This is a genomic window from Rummeliibacillus sp. G93 (genome assembly GCF_023515935.1).
In the GTDB taxonomy this organism is placed as follows: Bacteria; Bacillota; Bacilli; order Bacillales_A; family Planococcaceae; genus Rummeliibacillus; species Rummeliibacillus stabekisii.
In genome coordinates, this window is record NZ_CP097314.1 from 2,858,417 (window position 1) to 2,875,892 (window position 17,476).

Below are 17,476 nucleotides of genomic sequence, written 5' to 3' on the forward strand. Positions count from 1 at the left end.
CAGTTGACAAATGGTTACATTTTCAGATGAATATAGGGCAAATCGAGCCTTTATGGTAGGAACGTTTCCGTTACATATACTATCTCTGCATTTTACAGAGGAATTTTATATAAAAAGGGAAAGCCCGGTCTTTGCCGAGCGGTTTAATTCTGAAACATTTCATAATAAATGTAGAATAAACCGTAATGTTCAAAAAAAAGTACTCTCCATCCATTTGGAGAGTCTCCGCACAAAATGTATCCATTGCTTTCAATATTCTAACACGGTAAATACTTTCTTGCAATTATAACGTACATGAAACTCTATATACTTTATTTATTTATACACACCCTCTCATAAACTCTAACACCTTTGGAAACCACTCTTTTGTATCATCGCTGTAACAGATGAGATGTTTTCCTTCAGGGGAGAAGATTAATTCTTTCTTTTTGCTTGCTACAGTTTGGTATAGGTAAGTTGCTGTGCCATATGGAACAAGCTCATCTTTTTTACCTTGTACAAAACAAACCGGTGTATTTATTTTGCGATAATATGGCGACACTATACGTACTAGGCGCGTGAATTCTGTCACCGAATGTAAGGGAACCTCTATAACCTTTTTTTCATACAGCCGAAATAAATCATTTTTTTCATAATCTCCATGAAGGGTATCCATAAATAATTTACTTAAATCAATCGCAAATTGTTTAGTGCGAATATATCTGGCTGCGGGACTCAAGAGAACAAGAGCTTGAACTTTATAACGCAACGCCAAATACATAGCGATAATCCCACCCATAGAGAAGCCTACTATGTAGACCATATCTACTTTCTTATACAATCGTCTGTAGGCTATTTCTGCATCCATTAACCAATGCTCTGCTGTATAGTGACTAAGATTAAGTTTGTCGCCGTGTCCAGATAAAACGGGGACATGGAGAATCCAATCTGTTTGTTGTTCTAGATATTGAGTAAACGTCTTGATTTCATGTCGTCCACCTGTAAAACCGTGCAAGCATAAGACACCGATTTTCAAATTCGTTCCTCCTCATTGTTGAGACTTTTGTCCGCTGACAAGGAGGATATTCGGGGGTGGCAGTATTCCCTCCTCCTCATATCCGTAAGGCAATAAAAGACGGATGGAGGTTTTATTCCAGTGAACACAAGCTAAAAAAAACGCCTAGGAAAATTAGTCTTCCCTAAACGCTTTCTCTTTAATCCTCTTTCGTGAATGCTTTTAATATATGCTCTAAAGCCATGCCGCGTGAACCTTTTAGGAGAATGATCGAATGTTCGTCCGCTTGTGAGCGGATGCTGTCGATGATGGGCTCATAATCCTGTTCTGTCCAGATGAGACGTTCTGCTGACACCTGGTTTTTCAGCATATCATAGAGATGTTTCATGCGAGGTCCATATAAACAAATATGATGGATGGCTTGCAAGTCTATCTCCACCGCTAAATCCTCATGGTATTGCTGTTCCAATTGGCCTAGCTCCAGCATGTCGCCAAGTACAATCCATTTGTCCTTGCGCATGGTGGTTGTCTTCATGAATTCTAGTGCAGCTTTCATTGAAGTAGGAGCAGCATTATAGGCATCGTTTACAAATAATATGCCCTGCTCTCCATTTACAAGTTGCATCCGCATATTCGTTAAAGAAACATTTTCTAAAGAATTGCGAATTTCTTCGTCAGTTAAACCAACCTGCTGCGCAATCAAGATTGCGGCTAACGTGTTCTTTACTTGGTGCTGACCTAGAACAGGAATAAAGAACTCCCCTTCTACCATTCCTTTTACACAGAACACACTGCCTTCTTTTGTTGTCTCCATCCAGCTTACCTGAAGGTCATTGGATGGGCCGGTACCAAAGGATTTTGTATTTAGATGTGCCTCTTTTGCCACTAATTGTTGTAGCAATGGCTCATCGCCATCATAATATAGCTTTCCTTCTGGCAAGAGACCTTGAATAATCTCAAATTTGGCTTTGGCGATACCTTCTCGAGAACCCAGCGCTTCCATATGCGCTTCACCAATATTGGTGATAACAGTGAACATTGGCTTTGCCATTTTTGATAAAAATTCAATCTGTCCGTAGCCATCCATACCCATTTCTAAAATAGCAAACTGTGTATCCTCATCTAAAGAAAGGATTGTTAATGGCAAGCCAAGTTGGTTATTAAAGTTACCTTCTGTCTTTTGAACTTTAAAGTAGGGAGAGAGCGTTCCAGCTAAAAGGTCTTTGGTAGATGTTTTCCCATTCGACCCAGTAATGCCGATGAATGTAGCCAGATGTTCTCCGCGATATTTAACCGCCATTTGCTGTAAAGCTTTCTCTGGATCTTCTACAAATAGCAATGGCACATCTTGCGGTGGATTCGGCTCATCTTTTTGCCAAAGAGAAGCTACTGCGCCATTTTCAAAGGCTTGAGCTACATATTTATGACCGTTTGTTTTTTCGCCACGAAACGGTATAAACAAGTCGCCTTCTTCTAATGTACGTGTATTGATGGATACCCCTGTCACCAGGCGTTCATCCATTTTTTGGTCAAGTTCTAACCAATCTGCAATTTGCTGCAATGTTTTTTTCACAAGAAATCACACTCAATCTTTTTTATTGGTATTGAAGTTGTTGCTTTTCTTCATGGCGTTCAATGGCTAAAGAAATCAACTCTTCGATTAAATCGCTATAAGCGAGATTTGTATTTTGCCAAAGAATTGGATACATGCTGACAGGCGTAAAGCCAGGCATTGTGTTTATTTCGTTAATATATATCTCATCCTCTGCTGTCACAAAGAAATCAGCACGGACAAGTCCAGAACAATCTATAATTTTAAATGCACGTTTAGCCATATCGGACATATTAGCAATCACGCTATCTGATACAGGTGCTGGAATCAATAGATCTGTTTGATTATCATTGTACTTGGAATCATAATCATAGAAATCTGTGACTGGTTTAATTTCACCTGGAACAGATACCTTTGGTTCGTCATTGCCCAGTACGGCCATCTCTACTTCACGTGCAGTAATGCCTGTTTCTACGACAATTTTTCGGTCATATTTTAAAGCAAGATCCACTGCTTTGATTAGCTCTTCATGATTAGTCGCCTTACTGATACCTACACTAGACCCTAAGTTAGCAGGTTTTACAAACATTGGCCAAGAGAGCTTATCTTCCATTTCTTTCAGCAGTTCTTCCTGCTTCTTCTGCCATTCTTTACGGATAAAGTACACATATGGCACTTGTTGCAGACCAGCTACTTCGAATAATTGTTTCATTACAACTTTATCCATACCCGCCGCTGAAGCCAAAACACCATTGCCAACGTAAGGCAAATTCAATACTTCTAGCAATCCTTGAACAGTACCGTCTTCACCATTCGTACCGTGCAGTAGCGGGAAGATCACATCAAACGGTTTCTCATCTGATACTAAGAAACTTGATATATCATTGGGTTTTTCTTCGTTTCCATCCATTTGGAATACTAAGTCATCAGTATTTTCTACAGGCATTGTTAGTTGTGCGCCTTTTCGCCATTCTCCCTCGCGCGTGATGTAAATTGGAAACACATCATATTGATCAAAATTCAATGCTTGAATGACAGCCTTGGCAGTTGATAATGACACATCATGTTCTGCTGATTTACCACCATATAACAAGCCTAATTTTCTTTTCATTCTTTATATTCCTCCAAGTTTTTTCTACTTCCCATTTTAACACGACTTATTTACATCATAAAATAATACAAATGATTTAATACGCCCTGTAATTTAATATTTCTATCATAGCACTTTGAAGTAATAATACAGTAAAAAAACAAAAGATTCCTACTTATGATATGTAGGAATCTCAAAAAAGCGATTTATAGTGCAACGATTCATCCATTTTTACATGGGTGGAATGCGTGCGTTTTTAAAAACTGTCCAGGTAATTTCCTATTTGTGTACTTCTAATACCTTATCCGGAGTTCTCTTTAATAAATTATTTAAATCATCCCATATTTCATCAGGGAAGTACTCTTCAGAAAGTGAGCGTAATTCCAAAACATAGGAGAGCTTCGGTTTTTCAATTTTGTATAATGAAAACAATACGCCATCTTCTACATCTTCACGGAAATTCCCCATCAATTCTTCACTAATAATCGGTATCAAATTCCCCGTTTTTCGTCTCCAAAAATTAGTCCGTTCTTTTTCTTGGATGATGTTATTGAATACTTGCGTAACAAGTTTTCTTAAGTCCGACATGTCGCGGAAATAAATTTTTGATGTTTTTGCATCTTGGGAAGATAAATAAACGTATCTATTTTGCAATTGGTGGTAGAAAGGAGACCGAATCGCTTCCTTTTTATGTCCAATATAAAGCAATTCAGCTTGTTCTTGTGGAGTTAGAAGATTTAGTTTACGTTCATCCGAGAAATCAATCCAGCACAAGTCTTTTTTAGAATCCATGGCCTTCTTTACAAATTTCGGTATACTTTTCTCTTCCACAAACTCTAATCGCGTATGCATGTTGAACGAACCATCATCATACTCATTCTTCAGCAGCAAAATATTTTGAAGCGGACCGACTGCAGAGACAAATTCGCGGAAAGTCAAACCGCTCAACATCGCAAATTGGTTTATTTCATTCTTGTGTACATATAGATGATGTAAATAGTCATCAGCAGCTCGCATTTTTTTTGCCAAGTCGATCACCTCGTTTCCTATACTATTATAAGAGGAAATAAACATTTTTGAAACATTTGTGATGTATTTTCGTTTCACTTTATACAGGCCATGATACAATAAGAGAAGTGAGGCTTTTTCGGACATGCCAAATGCTTTAAAAAACAGATTCCCCATTGAAAGACTGCTTTAAATTTGATAGGCTAGTGTAGTTTTTACTGGTAGGTTTAGCATAAATGACCAACCAGAACAGGTAACACAAGTATCAATGGTGGAAAAAGAAAGAAAAGCGCCCATTGATTGAAGCTTCACTATATTTTTTTGTATCAAATCTACTACTATAGGTGACTATCATGAATTCAAAAAGAAATTTTTCCGATCGTTTTGACTGGACGCTCGCTTTTATATTGATATTATTTTGTATTGTCAGCGTGATGGCAATCTCCTCTGCCCAAATGTCAGGCCAATATATCACTAACTTTGTGCCAAAACAGCTTTTTTGGTATTTTGTTGGCGCTTGTATTGTCGCAGTCATGATGTACTTTGACCCAGATCAATACAAAAAGATGGCTTGGTATTTATATGGAGCTGGTATCCTAGTACTGATTGTCTTAATGGTAGCGCCAGGGGGCGTTGGACAAATCGCTGAACCGCGAAACGGAGCGAAAAGCTGGTTCCACTTAGGTTTTGCAGATATCCAGCCATCCGAGTTTATGAAAACCTTCTATATCCTTGCGCTAGCCAGGACCGTCAGCAAACACCATGACTCGCATCCCTTAAAGACTTTTAAAACAGATATGATTTTATTAGGAAAAATCTTCTTAGTTCTATTGGTGCCACTTGGTCTCATTATGAAACAGCCTGACCTTGGTACATCGCTTGTATTTTTGGCTATTACGAGCGCTGTTATCATCGTAGCCGGCATTCCATGGAAAATCATACTACCTGTTGCCTCTATAGCAGCAGTTGTCGGCGGTTCACTCTTGTGGATGGCCATTAATATGCAGGACTTCTTAATCCATAAACTAAAATTTGACCCCTACCAACTAGCACGTATCTATTCTTGGCTAGATCCTTACTCGTATTCTTCCGGCGATGGTTACCATTTAATTGCATCGTTGAATGCGATTGGTTCTGGGGAAATCTTCGGTAAAGGGTTCAAGCATAAAGAAGTATATGTACCAGAGAATCATACCGATTTTATTTTTAGCGTCATCGGTGAAGAGTTTGGCTTTATCGGAGCAAGTGTTGTCATTTGCTTGTTCTTCTTCCTAATCTTCCACCTAACAAAACTCACACTACGAATGAAAGATCCGTTTTGTACGTATGTGTGTGCAGGCATTATTGCTATGATTACATTCCATGTCTTTGAAAATATAGGAATGACAACACAGGTACTGCCTATTACAGGAATACCTCTTCCATTCATTAGTTATGGAGGGAGTGCTATGATGGGGAATGCTTTAGCATTAGGTTTGGTCTTCAGCATGAAATTCCACCATCGCACATATATGTTTGGCAATCATGATGACGATGATGACTTTTAACTAAAAAAACGCCTAGAGAGCATCTAAAAGCTCTTTAGGCGTTTTTATGTATAATAAAACGCTATCGGTTGTTTGCGTTCGGTATACATGCATTTTTGGACCGAGGCGTTTTAAAAAACTCCGACTAGTAATGGGGCCGAAGTTTGGGATGTCTCTTAAGTTAGCTTTGCGTTTGGGGAGATGATTTTGGTGGTGCTAATGCTTTTAATAATTCTAAGCGAGATTTTGTAGTAGTCGCCTTTACGCCAAGTTTTGATAAATTTGAAATAATTTTTGTGATATCTACATCTCTTGACATTCTTTCCACCTCTTCTTTTTACTTATATTCATTGACGAAGCTGTTTTTAAAAAGTTGCTTCTCCACTTTAAATTAACCAAATAAGCTTCTATATATTCATTTCTATAATACCATTTTTAAACCCTTTAAATTTTTCAATATTGTTACATAATTAATGATTTTTTTATAGGCTACCTTCACAACTTAGATACCCATCTCTATATGTATTATAATTATTCCCCTCTTAACTCTCTCTAAACCACATCTAGAAGAAAAAAGCTGTCTTAAATGGAGATCCTTTTGTCAGACAGCTTCTATCCCTCCTTTTATATCATTCCTTTTAACTCCTGCAGTTCAAAATACTGCCCATTTGCCCGCAAGGCATAGCTAAATGAAATCTCCGTTTGGTAAGACTCACCATTAAATACGCTTGTGGCCACATATTTATTCATTTCAAGCGACTGTGCTTTAATATCCGTATGGCCAAGATACTCTAAGGCATTTTTCACTTTGAATTCCCGTGCAGATTCCATTTCAACTAATACTGGCTCCTTTAAGTCTAAAATCCCTTCTGATCCGTCATTTGTTTTCATTTTTGCTACTACTGTGATATCCATTACTCTATTCCTCCTTAAATCTTCCTATCCTTATGATGTCTATTCCCGAAAGGAAAGCCCTCATAAACAATGAATTTAATTTACAAATAGCACTTAACTAATAAATTTCTTTACTTCTCAAGGCTAGGCTTAGCATTCATCCGTTGTTCACCTTATACTAGAAATTATAGGTGAAACGTTTCACTATTTATTCAATCTAATGGTTGGATGATGAATCGAATGTCTTTAAAGAAAGTTGGGTTAACATGAAAAAATCGCTCTTCTTACTGATGTCTGTTCAGTTTTTTGTGTATTTTGGATTTGGCTTGATCATACCTGTCTTACCTGAAGTAGTAGTAAATCAAGGCTTTGCCAAAATGCATGTTGGCGGACTTTTAACCATTTATTCACTTGCAAGCTTTTTTACCGCTCCCTTATGGGGGATGCTGAGTGACAAGATGGGCCGAAAAAAACTAATTTTAATTGGTTTGCTTGGATTTAGTACAAGCTTTATATTAATTTCATTGTTTATGAAATCGTTAACAATGCTTTATATTTCCCGTATTATAGGCGGTTTATTCTCAGGCGCTCTTTATACGGCCGTTACTGGTTTTATAGGCGATATGTCGACTGAAGAAAACCGCAACAAATATATGGGTTTTATGGGCATGTCTATTGGTCTTGGATTTATCTTTGGACCGGCTTTGGGCGGGTTGCTTGGACAGATTAGTTTAAGCACGCCATTCACCGTATCTAGCATTCTTCTCATCCTGTTGCTTATTTACGCAAGCATTGTATTGCGTGAACCTGTTCGACAAGGTGAAGCTACAAAAAGAGCTATTATACCAAAAGGGACCTCCATGCTTTTTCAATATCGCGTGAGATACTTATTTATTTTCTCGTTTATTGTGACATTCCTGCTAGCAGGCGTTGAATCGACACTTCAATTATTCCAAATGGAAAAAATCCAAATTACTTCTGCTCAGTTAGGGTCACTCTTTTTGTTCAGTGGCTTTGTTGATTTCTTAATACAAGGCGGCCTTGTGAGGCACATCAAAGATGGAAAAGAAACCAGATGGCTTATAGGGGCGCAAGTTGTCACAGCAATCGGCTTGTTATTATTCCCATTCACACAGAGCCTTGCATTCGCAGGATTCGCGCTTTGTGTATTTACTGCTGGTAATGCTTTAGCTAGAACCTTGAATACGTCTCTCTCCTCTAAAGAATCGGGCGGGAAATATGGCACTGCTGCTGGTCTTTCTTATTCCATGGACAATATGGGAAGGATTATTGGTCCATTATTCTTCACATGGGTTTTAACAAAAGAAGCAAATTTCGTTTACGATATAGCCGGCGTGCTAGCACTGGCGAGTATACTCGTACTCCTTGTTTATCGTTCAAGCAAGAAAACATTGCGGGAACAAAAACAAATTTAGTACATCAAGCCTTCAATCATTTGGTTGAAGGCTTTTATTTTTCCAACAAAAAAAGCTGCCTCCCCTTTTAAAGAGAAGGCAGCTTAATATCATTAAATTTCAGCTAAATCTTGTTGTTCTTTTGAATTGTAAACGTCTTTATCTAGCTCACCAGTGATACGTGCTGTCGTTACACCAGCTACCATAGAGTCATTTACATTTAATGCTGTACGACCCATGTCAATCAATGGTTCAACTGAGATTAAAACACCCGCTAATGCGACAGGCAAGTTCATAGCAGACAATACGATGATAGCCGCGAATGTTGCACCACCGCCGACACCAGCCACACCGAATGAACTAATGGCAACTACAAAGATTAGTGTAAGGATAAATCCAGGATCTAATGGATTAATTCCTGCACTAGGTGCAATCATGATGGCAAGCATCGCAGGATAAACACCAGCACAGCCATTTTGGCCAATAGAGATACCAAATGAACCCGCAAAATTGGCAATCCCTTCAGAAACACCTAAACGGTTTGTTTGTGTTTGAATATTGAGGGGTAATGTACCAGCACTAGAGCGTGAACTAAAAGCAAATACTAATGTAGGCAATACCTTTTTGATATAAGTCACAGGACTCATACCTGTTAAAGTAATGATAATCATATGGATAATAAACATCACTGCTAACGCAACATACGAAGCGATAACAAATTTACCCATATTGTAAATAGCACCAAAGTCAGATGTAGCAATAGTCGATGTCATAATTGCTAAAATCCCGAAAGGAGTTAAACGCAAGACAATTTTTACGACTTGCATGATAAGTGAATAGATTGTATCTATACCTGTTTTAATCATGTCAGCTGTTTTCTCATCTTTACGTCTTACAGCTAAATAGCCGAAGCCTAAGAATGCTGCAAAAATAACTACTGCAATCGTTGAAGAAGAACGAGCGCCTGTTAAATCTAAAAATGGATTAGCAGGAAGCAGATCAATGATTTGTTGTGGCATTGACTTATCGCCAAGGTCTTCTGATTTTTGAACTATTTCTGTCCCACGCGCTTGTTCCGCATCACCTTGTACAAGTTGTGTTGCATCAAGATGGAAACCAAGTGCTGAAGCTATACCGACTGAAGCAGCGATAGCTGTAGTTCCAACTAATATAAATAAAATTAGAGCAGCAATTTTACCGAAGTTTTTACCAGCAACTACTTTTGTAAATGCTGAAATGATTGAAATAAATACTAATGGCATAGCCACCATTTGTAACAGTTTCACATAGCCTGTTCCGACAATGCTAAACCAGTCAACTGTTTTTACGACAACATCTGTCGTTGGACCATAAACAAAGTGCAGGAATAGCCCAAATACGATACCTATTCCTAAACCTGTAAATACACGTTTAGAAAAAGAGACATGCTTTTTATTCATATAAATAAGCAAGCCAATCAGCAATAGCAGGACTATTACGTTTATTATTATTAAAAAGGTATTCAACCCTTCACAACCCCATTCTATAAAAATTGTATTCTTAGATTAAAACAAGAAAACCTATTAGTCAAGTAGGTTTACTCAAACTTTTAAAACATCTTTATCTCCTGTTAAATAAAATGAAAATTGAATTTAATCGTTTCGAAACAGGAAAGTAATGTTTGTTTCTTTATCCAGTTGAATTCGGTATTATATAGGCTATACTAAAGAGAAGTACACGGAAGAAGGTGACTACTAAATGGATACAGCGAATTTAACTTCCTTAATTGTTTCCATTATTTTAGTATCCAACATCCTGCTAGCAGCTATTATCATTTTTTTAGAAAGAAAAGAGCCTACGTCAACTTGGGCGTGGATTCTTGTTCTTTTCTTTTTGCCTGTCGCTGGATTTATCCTTTATATATTATTGGGCAGGCAACTCCGCAAGAAACATCTTTTCAGATGGGAAGGACGCAAGAAAATTGGGATTGATCAATTAATTGAATATCAAATGGAAGCGATTCAAGAAAATACATTTGAGTTTCGTCTTGATGACGCAGCGCACTTCAAAGAGTTGATTTTTATGAATTTAACGACCAACCATGCGGTTTTGACGCAAGACAATGCTGTCACGATTTTTAATGATGGTGAGGAGAAATTCAAGGCATTGCTTGAAGACATAGAATCTGCAAAACATCATATTCATATTCAATATTATATTTTTCGCGTTGATCGGCTAGGCACCAAAATTGTAAAGGAGCTTACCAAGAAAGCGAAGCAAGGCGTGCAGGTAAGGTTACTTTATGATGAAATGGGTTCTAGAGGCGTGCATGTGAAGCATTTCCAAGAACTCATCGATGCAGGTGGTGAGGTTGAGGTATTTTTCCCTTCCATCTTACCACTGATTAATCCGCGCATGAATTATCGGAATCACCGTAAGCTTGTAATTATTGATGGGCGCGTTGGTTATATCGGTGGTTTTAATGTGGGTGATGAATATCTTGGTTTAAAGAAGAAGTTTGGTTATTGGCGAGATACACATCTGCGACTTGAAGGTAGTTCTGTACATCCTATGCAAACAAGATTCCTTTTGGATTGGAATCAAGCCTCCAACACAAAAGATATTCAATATGCAGATCACTACTTCCCCGCTATTACGCGTAAAGGAGAAGTCAGTATTCAAATTGTTTCAAGCGGTCCCGACTCTGAATGGGAACAAATTAAGAATGCCTACCTTAAATTAATCGGCATGGCCCAAAAGTACATTTACATCCAAACACCCTATTTCATTCCGGATGACAGCTTTATGGACGCAGTTCGAATTGCTTGTTTATCAGGTATAGATGTCCGGATTATGATCCCGAACAAACCAGACCATATGTTTGTGTATTGGGCAACTTACTCCTATGTCGGACAGCTATTGAAAGCGGGCGCCAGAATATATATTTACGAAAATGGATTCTTGCACACTAAGATGATTGTGATTGATGATGAAGCATCGACAGTAGGAACAGCCAATATCGATTTCCGTAGTTTTAAGCTAAACTTTGAAGTAAATGCCTTTATCTATCACCGCGAGACATCTCATAAGCTAGCGGAGCTATTCGAAAAAGACATGCTACTTTCTACAGAGCTTACACAAGAGTTATACGATAACCGTTCACGGACTATTAAGATGAAAGAATCAATTTCACGATTATTATCTCCAATATTATAAAATGATAATCAGGATTTACGGGATACTCCCTATAGAAAAAGCTTAAAGCAAGTAACTTGCTTTAAGCTTTTTTCTTTTACTATTTATTTAATACCAAGATATTCTTCTAATGTCTCATTCTTTTTATAGATTTCTTTTGCAGCCTTCGGACCTACATAACGGAAATGCCATGATTCATGCATATAACCTGTAACAGTTTCTTTACCTTTTGGATAACGCATAATAAAACCATATTTATGTGCATTTTTTGCAAGCCATTTGCCAGCTTCTGTTTTACCGAAAGCATTATCTGCATAGGCCGCTTCATTTCCTACTTCACCGATATCGAATGCTAAACCCGTTTGATGCTCTGAATAACCCGGTCGAGCACTATACCTATCAGCTGCTTTCTTACCATCGCGTTTGACATACGCATTATATAACTCTACTTGACGATCATATGACCGATAGGTGCTGAATGCATCAAAATGAAAGCCGTCCAAAGAAGCTGCAGCATTTAGCTTATTAAATGCATCTCTAGCCTCCGGATTCTCTCCTGGCGCATAGCTTGCAGGCAAAGGATATTGCTTACTTGCGACCAAAAAACCTTGCATATACGTGACTTTTTTAGGCAATTTCTTACCAATTATATAGCCCCCTGCATCTACTTTCTCGTCTTTAATTTTAGCCTTTTTCTTTTCTGTTGCCGGATCATGAGATACTTCCTTTTGAACAGGTTTGTCAGATGGCTCTTGTTTTATATCATTGCATCCTGCTAATATACTGCCGGCAAGCGCCGCAATCGACAGGAATGCAAATGAAGATTTCTTAACATGTTTTTTAATCATTGCTTACACCTCTTATATTTAAAACTGCTGACTACATCATTTTAAAAAAGAATCAGCGCTAATACAACAAGCGTAGCGATTCCAAAAAATATAGCCGTCCCTTTCATCCACTTCGCTTCTTTTGTATACCCTTGCCTTGCCATATCCTTTACACGGAAAGAGTTTGTAATCGTAAACATCAATGAAATGAAAAGAACTGCCCAATCAAAATTTTGACGAATAATAAAAATAACAGCCAGAATACTTGTAAGCGCTACAAGTATACCTGTTAGTGCTTTCGAACTCAATTTGTTGCCTCCCTTAACCAATTAAAAATCGAGGCAAAATTCGCCTCGATTTAGAAGTTTATACCGCATTCAAAAGTAGTAAGATCCATATCTGAAAAGATAGGGCTTCTACATTAAAATGCTTTGAATCGTTCACGAACACTCAAGTCGATGATTATAACTCTTGCATCGTTACTTTATTTTTTTGATTTTTTCTTTGCTGATTTCGCAGCCTGCTTTTCTGCAGGAGTCAATTTTCTATCCGAATCAGGGACAGCGGTTTTTTCAACTGCTTTCTCTGGATGTTGAGAGTAAAATTTACGTCCAAGATATGTTTGGAAAATCAATAAAGCACCACTGACAGACCAATATAAAGGAAGTGCAGCCATACTAGTGTACGAGATGAACATGATCATTATTGGAGAAATGTACATCATGATTTTCATCTGTGCTTTTTGTTGCTCAGGCACTGTCCATAATGAAACTTGTGCTTGTACAAAGTAAACAGCACCAGCGATAAGTGTCATAACAATATCTGGGTCTCCAAGCTTAAACCATAAGAAATGGTGCGCTTGTACTTCAGACGAATAACGAATGGAGTAGTATAAGCCCATAATAATCGGCATTTGGATAATGACAGGCAAACAGCCCATATTCAATGGGTTGACATTGTACTTTTTGTACAATCCCATCATCTCTTGTTGTAAAGCCATTTGTTCTTCTTTTGATTTAGCGGCTTTTAATTTTTTTTGGATCTCGTCCATTTCGGGTTTCAATTGATCCATTTTTTCTTTCATACCCTGTTGATTTTTATAGTTCTTCAACATGAAAGGCATTAGAATAAAACGGATTAACACAGTAATTATAATAATCGCTGCGCCATAGTTCCCATTAAAAAGGGAGTTCCCAATAAAGTCTAGCAAGAAATCCATCGGTTTTACAAATGTACTATAGAAAAAGCCTTCTTTATTTTGCACTGAACTACAGCCAGCTAGCAAAAATGGAGCAAGACCGACCATTGAAACTAACCAAAGTTTCTTCTTCAATATATTCACCTACAATTTCTCAAGCTATAGTGAAGTATACATTATATAGAGGATACTAATCAAATCAAAATTGTGTTTATTCAATATATATGTAACGATTTCAAATTATAATAGTCTTTCTGGTAATTTATAACGGTAATATTCTTCTTCAGGCTTGTCTCTAAAATGCTTCGGTGTACAACCAACGTATTTTTTAAAAATACGTGTGTAATAGCTTTGATTGCAAAAATGGAATTGATCTGATATTTCAGATATGCTTTTATTTGTATGCCTTAGATAATATTGAGATTCTTCCACTCTTCGAACATTTAAATACTCTACTAAAGTTATGCCAACATGCTCTTTAAAAATACGTGATAAATGGCTTGTGCTAATGGAAAAATACATGGCGATGTCTTCGACTGAAAAGTCCGATTCGACTTCATCATCTATGTACATAATGACTTTATTTACTGTTTGGTGTCTATAGGATGGTTGTTTTCTTTCTGAGATGACATAGATATAAAATTCTATTAAATCGTCCGCAAATTGCAGGAATTCTGCATCTTTCATCTGTTTATCGATCATTTGTATACATGCTGTGTTAAACGCAAACACTTTCTTTGATGGTGCTTGGTTTTCAAGTAATTTTCTTGTGACAACAGATGATAAAATGACAAAGTAATGCCTTACTGAACGGATGAATTCTTTCCCAGCTCGTATAGCTAAAATATCTATTAGTTGGCGCAGTGATGCCCTTGCCTCATTTAACTCTAATTGGTAAATCTGCCTTAAAAGTTGTGCTTCTATTTCAAAAAACTCTTCTATGCCTTCGTAGTTTTCTATAATTTCAATTTCTTCAAAGTACTTTTTCGAGATTGTTTCTGAAATGGAATATTGTTTTTGCAGCATAAACTCCCCATCTTTCTATAAAATTACACAGTATTTTATCACGTTAATCTTACTATATAACGAAAATGGTAATATGAAAATAGTTTTATTACCCAATCTTAAAGAAAATTTGAGTAAATTGGTTCTTTTAAAAATTGGGTACTAGTTCTTATAAAAAATACATTTCAGGAAATTAGCCAAATTATAGCTATATTGGTGCTAGGGTCCCCCTTTGGGTTTTGTAGTTAAAAGAATTAAAATTTCTTCCCTATTTATTACTTTTTAATCGCGTTTTAACCGACTATAAATATACCGTTCTTATTTCTCTAATATAAAGCAGTGTAAAAACCAACAATTTTTCACGAAGGAGTATTTTCAATAATAGAATTGTGTCATAATATGTGAAGAGAATAATTATAACAGTGCTTAATCATCCTATGTTTTATAGGGAGTACTGTATTATGATGAATGCAAAGAAACGAGGTAGGTATTCATGGATCCAAAGTCTATCGAGGAATTGATAGAAGTTATAAAGGAATTTTTCCCTGACAACACATCAATAGTTATTTCAGATACAGAAAAATATATCTATTATCAACCAAGCAAAAAGATTGATTTGAAAATTAAGCCGGGCGATGACATTCCTGAAGGCTCTGCTACCCGCAAGGCACTAAGCTACGGTCAAAAAATTAATTCTTTTATCGAATCAGACGTATTTGGCGTACCTTACTATGGCATGAGTATCCCTTTAATGGAAGAAGGGGAGACAAAAGGTGCAATTACAGCTATTTTCCCACAAAAACCTTCTCCTTTTTTAACTAATTACATTACCATTAAAGTTGATGATTGCTGGTATCCTGTCAAACATGAAAATGTGATCTACTTAGAAACACAGCTACGTAAAACATACGTTAAATCAATCCAAAAAGAAGGATACCATCGATTAAACTTAAGCGATTTGGAATTGTTCTTATCTCCTGATACTTTTATACGTTGCCATCGCTCTTATATTGTTAACATTGATTATATCGAAGAAATTCAACCCGATTCGCATTCCACTTTCTTATTAATAATGAAAGACGGAACTCGGATACCTGTTAGTCAGCGCTATGCTAGCTACTTCCGCCGGTCTTTAGGATTCTAAAACACATAAAAAAGGAGTTGTCACAAAGACAACTCTTTTTTCATTTATTTATTTTCTTCAGGAGGCTTAACGCCATTTAATTTATCATCTTGTTCAGCATTTTCATAGTTGATGCTTGTCATTGTTGAACCTTCATATGTCATTTTGCTATCTTCTTCATCATACGTAAGTTCTGGATCTGTATGTCCATCACCAGTAGTTGTTCTTACAGCATCTTCTTTTACATCTGGGGAAGAAGAGAAGTTTTTGTCTACAAACTCATTTACTTTATCCTTTGTTGAGTTGAATGCCTCCATTGCTTTGTCGCGGTTTTCTTTCTTACGGAAATAAGCGTACGCTCCTGCCGCTAATCCTGCTAGTAATAATGATTTACTTTTTCCCATGTTCATCATTTCCTCCCGTTATATCAATTTGTTCTAGGATAACTATACCCTTTTTTAAAAATCCTACACCTTTTCAATCATAATTTTTGAAGGGCTTCTCCCCACATCATCTGCAACCATTGAAAAATCTATACATATTTCTTCTAAACTGACGGGCAGAAAACATATGCTCTTTCCCTAACAGTTAAAGAGCCCTATCTGTTTGGATTGTGATAGGGCCTCCCATTAGTTAACAAGCGTTTGATCTTCTGTTTTCGGTTTGCGGACAAAGCAAATAATTGCTGCAATATAATAAGCGAAAGAAGTAAAGGAAATAATGCCCGCAAAGATAGCAGCCACGATAAAGAGCCACCCTGCCATATTGGCTTTTTTGTTCTTTGCTTTATATGCTTGAATACACGCTACAATTCCTAATACCAAGCTAATGACAAAGCAGATAATGAAAAACCAACCGAATGGTCCAAAACCATCGGTGAACGCTACTACCGTATCTGCAAAACTTTGTGGATCAATATCCTGTAGATTCGGATTATTAGCATAGTTTTTCTCCATCTCCGTTACAAGTTCATTCTGGAATTGCTCGTTGACTGAAACACTTGACATAGAGACGACAAGTAAGCCCACAAAAGAGATGGCAATCAAATTAAAGAGCGATCCAATAATGCCGAAAACTAATTCTCCTGTTCTTTTCATGTATACACCTCATATTTAGTTTCATTAACACTCAAGTAAGAAAAAGCTTCTCACTAAGTGAAATCTCACTTCATAGTAGTATACGTATCCAATTATGGAAAAGATTCATGCATCTTTAACTTTCCACGACGAAAAAGCCAATTTGCAAATAATATCTACCCGCAAATCGGCTAATCCGTTAACGTGTTCTTTTATGCTTTAATATCATCATACTTATCGGTTGAGCTGAATGCCTTCAGTACAAATGAGCAAACAGCCTCGATTTTATAATCTTTCTCACGTGCGTATTCTGCAGCACGATCCAGCAGCTTAACTGCCAAACCCTGTCCGCGCAAAGATGGATCTACAAATGTATGGTCAACTACCATAATATCTCCAAGCTGCGTCCATGTTAGCTCTGCTAACACTTGACCGTCTTCTTTATATTCAAATGCATATCCTTCACTTCCACGGTTGTTTAATTGGAAATCCATGAATAACACCCCCTGTAATAAATAGTGTAGCACACTCTTTCTATTACCCTTTGCTATTTTGCCCAAATCATACATCTCTCGTCCAATGGGGGTAATGTTC

General features: G+C 37.1%; 18 protein-coding genes. 4 read left to right on the plus strand and 14 right to left on the minus strand.

Features of this window, described 5'->3' with window-relative positions:
• Positions 1-319: 319 nt before the first annotated feature.
• The 4 genes from M2M59_RS14405 to M2M59_RS14420 all read right to left on the minus strand — a co-directional run bounded on the left by M2M59_RS14405 (position 320) and on the right by M2M59_RS14420 (position 4,821).
• Positions 320-1,015 (minus strand): alpha/beta hydrolase, encoded by a 696-nt coding sequence (locus M2M59_RS14405; RefSeq protein ID WP_249774941.1) that lies wholly within the window; start codon positions 1,013-1,015, stop codon positions 320-322.
• A gap of 178 nt (positions 1,016-1,193) precedes the next feature.
• The gene (murF, locus tag M2M59_RS14410) at positions 1,194-2,567 is read right to left on the minus strand and encodes a UDP-N-acetylmuramoyl-tripeptide--D-alanyl-D-alanine ligase (RefSeq protein ID WP_249774942.1); all 1,374 of its coding nucleotides are present in this window, start codon (positions 2,565-2,567) and stop codon (positions 1,194-1,196) included.
• Positions 2,568-2,589: 22 nt separating this feature from the next.
• Positions 2,590-3,657, minus strand: a complete 1,068-nt coding sequence (locus M2M59_RS14415) for a D-alanine--D-alanine ligase (protein WP_249774943.1) — start codon at positions 3,655-3,657, stop codon at positions 2,590-2,592.
• Positions 3,658-3,915: 258 nt separating this feature from the next.
• Positions 3,916-4,821, minus strand: coding sequence for a hypothetical protein (locus M2M59_RS14420; RefSeq protein ID WP_249774944.1), 906 nt, complete (start codon positions 4,819-4,821; stop codon positions 3,916-3,918).
• Between the two features lie 176 nt (positions 4,822-4,997).
• Here M2M59_RS14420 and rodA point away from each other — a divergent pair, with 176 nt between their 5' ends.
• On the plus strand, positions 4,998-6,191 hold the full coding sequence (gene rodA, locus M2M59_RS14425) for a rod shape-determining protein RodA (protein WP_147197125.1): 1,194 nt from the start codon (positions 4,998-5,000) through the stop codon (positions 6,189-6,191).
• Positions 6,192-6,351: 160 nt separating this feature from the next.
• Here the strand turns inward: rodA and M2M59_RS14430 are convergent, their stop codons facing one another.
• Together M2M59_RS14430 and M2M59_RS14435 are read right to left on the minus strand one after the other, a co-directional pair.
• A complete protein-coding gene (locus M2M59_RS14430; protein WP_173668485.1) occupies positions 6,352-6,489 on the minus strand; it encodes an Lmo0850 family protein in 138 nt (45 codons plus the stop codon).
• Between the two features lie 305 nt (positions 6,490-6,794).
• Positions 6,795-7,085 (minus strand): hypothetical protein, encoded by a 291-nt coding sequence (locus tag M2M59_RS14435; RefSeq protein ID WP_147197123.1) that lies wholly within the window; start codon positions 7,083-7,085, stop codon positions 6,795-6,797.
• Positions 7,086-7,330: 245 nt separating this feature from the next.
• On the opposite strand from M2M59_RS14435, the gene M2M59_RS14440 reads away from it, so the two are divergent.
• Positions 7,331-8,500 carry an MFS transporter gene (locus M2M59_RS14440; RefSeq protein WP_249774945.1) on the plus strand — a complete coding sequence of 390 codons (1,170 nt, stop codon included), beginning with the start codon at positions 7,331-7,333 and terminating at the stop codon, positions 8,498-8,500.
• 92 nt (positions 8,501-8,592) lie between these two features.
• Here M2M59_RS14440 and M2M59_RS14445 read toward each other — a convergent pair whose 3' ends face one another.
• Positions 8,593-9,918, minus strand: a complete 1,326-nt coding sequence (locus M2M59_RS14445; protein WP_184117602.1) for an L-cystine transporter — start codon at positions 9,916-9,918, stop codon at positions 8,593-8,595.
• 298 nt (positions 9,919-10,216) lie between these two features.
• Here M2M59_RS14445 and cls point away from each other — a divergent pair, with 298 nt between their 5' ends.
• A complete protein-coding gene (gene cls, locus M2M59_RS14450; protein ID WP_147197117.1) occupies positions 10,217-11,674 on the plus strand; it encodes a cardiolipin synthase in 1,458 nt (485 codons plus the stop codon).
• Positions 11,675-11,757: 83 nt separating this feature from the next.
• Here cls and M2M59_RS14455 read toward each other — a convergent pair whose 3' ends face one another.
• From M2M59_RS14455 to M2M59_RS14470, 4 genes are all read right to left on the minus strand, one after another.
• A complete protein-coding gene (locus M2M59_RS14455) occupies positions 11,758-12,501 on the minus strand; it encodes a M15 family metallopeptidase (protein ID WP_249774946.1) in 744 nt (247 codons plus the stop codon).
• 41 nt (positions 12,502-12,542) lie between these two features.
• Entirely contained in the window at positions 12,543-12,788 is a 246-nt protein-coding gene (locus M2M59_RS14460; RefSeq protein WP_249774947.1) for a hypothetical protein, read from the minus strand.
• 176 nt (positions 12,789-12,964) lie between these two features.
• A complete protein-coding gene (gene yidC, locus M2M59_RS14465; protein ID WP_147197112.1) occupies positions 12,965-13,813 on the minus strand; it encodes a membrane protein insertase YidC in 849 nt (282 codons plus the stop codon).
• Between the two features lie 105 nt (positions 13,814-13,918).
• A complete protein-coding gene (locus M2M59_RS14470; protein ID WP_147197110.1) occupies positions 13,919-14,704 on the minus strand; it encodes a helix-turn-helix transcriptional regulator in 786 nt (261 codons plus the stop codon).
• Positions 14,705-15,176: 472 nt separating this feature from the next.
• On the opposite strand from M2M59_RS14470, the gene M2M59_RS14475 reads away from it, so the two are divergent.
• Positions 15,177-15,827 (plus strand): LytTR family DNA-binding domain-containing protein, encoded by a 651-nt coding sequence (locus M2M59_RS14475; protein ID WP_066790308.1) that lies wholly within the window; start codon positions 15,177-15,179, stop codon positions 15,825-15,827.
• A 44-nt stretch (positions 15,828-15,871) separates the two neighbouring features.
• Here the strand turns inward: M2M59_RS14475 and M2M59_RS14480 are convergent, their stop codons facing one another.
• From M2M59_RS14480 to M2M59_RS14490, 3 genes are all read right to left on the minus strand, one after another.
• Positions 15,872-16,210 (minus strand): hypothetical protein, encoded by a 339-nt coding sequence (locus M2M59_RS14480; protein ID WP_223823624.1) that lies wholly within the window; start codon positions 16,208-16,210, stop codon positions 15,872-15,874.
• Positions 16,211-16,435: 225 nt separating this feature from the next.
• A complete protein-coding gene (locus M2M59_RS14485; RefSeq protein WP_147197108.1) occupies positions 16,436-16,903 on the minus strand; it encodes a DUF4064 domain-containing protein in 468 nt (155 codons plus the stop codon).
• 191 nt (positions 16,904-17,094) lie between these two features.
• A complete protein-coding gene (locus M2M59_RS14490) occupies positions 17,095-17,376 on the minus strand; it encodes a GNAT family N-acetyltransferase (protein WP_147197106.1) in 282 nt (93 codons plus the stop codon).
• Positions 17,377-17,476: the final 100 nt, after the last annotated feature.

Excerpts from the sequence above, each read along its gene's own strand:
- M2M59_RS14455 (WP_249774946.1), bottom strand. The coding sequence starts at position 12,501 with ATGATTAAAAAACATGTTAAGAAATCTTCATTTGCATTCCTGTCGATT.
- M2M59_RS14440 (WP_249774945.1), top strand. The coding sequence starts at position 7,331 with ATGAAAAAATCGCTCTTCTTACTGATGTCTGTTCAGTTTTTTGTGTAT.
- M2M59_RS14420 (WP_249774944.1), bottom strand. The coding sequence starts at position 4,821 with ATGGGGAATCTGTTTTTTAAAGCATTTGGCATGTCCGAAAAAGCCTCA.
- M2M59_RS14480 (WP_223823624.1), bottom strand. The coding sequence starts at position 16,210 with ATGGGAAAAAGTAAATCATTATTACTAGCAGGATTAGCGGCAGGAGCG.
- M2M59_RS14430 (WP_173668485.1), bottom strand. The coding sequence starts at position 6,489 with ATGTCAAGAGATGTAGATATCACAAAAATTATTTCAAATTTATCAAAA.
- rodA (WP_147197125.1), top strand. The coding sequence starts at position 4,998 with ATGAATTCAAAAAGAAATTTTTCCGATCGTTTTGACTGGACGCTCGCT.
- M2M59_RS14445 (WP_184117602.1), bottom strand. The coding sequence starts at position 9,918 with ATGAATAAAAAGCATGTCTCTTTTTCTAAACGTGTATTTACAGGTTTA.
- M2M59_RS14415 (WP_249774943.1), bottom strand. The coding sequence starts at position 3,657 with ATGAAAAGAAAATTAGGCTTGTTATATGGTGGTAAATCAGCAGAACAT.
- M2M59_RS14435 (WP_147197123.1), bottom strand. The coding sequence starts at position 7,085 with ATGGATATCACAGTAGTAGCAAAAATGAAAACAAATGACGGATCAGAA.
- M2M59_RS14485 (WP_147197108.1), bottom strand. The coding sequence starts at position 16,903 with ATGAAAAGAACAGGAGAATTAGTTTTCGGCATTATTGGATCGCTCTTT.
- M2M59_RS14475 (WP_066790308.1), top strand. The coding sequence starts at position 15,177 with ATGGATCCAAAGTCTATCGAGGAATTGATAGAAGTTATAAAGGAATTT.
- M2M59_RS14470 (WP_147197110.1), bottom strand. The coding sequence starts at position 14,704 with ATGCTGCAAAAACAATATTCCATTTCAGAAACAATCTCGAAAAAGTAC.
- cls (WP_147197117.1), top strand. The coding sequence starts at position 10,217 with ATGGATACAGCGAATTTAACTTCCTTAATTGTTTCCATTATTTTAGTA.
- M2M59_RS14490 (WP_147197106.1), bottom strand. The coding sequence starts at position 17,376 with ATGGATTTCCAATTAAACAACCGTGGAAGTGAAGGATATGCATTTGAA.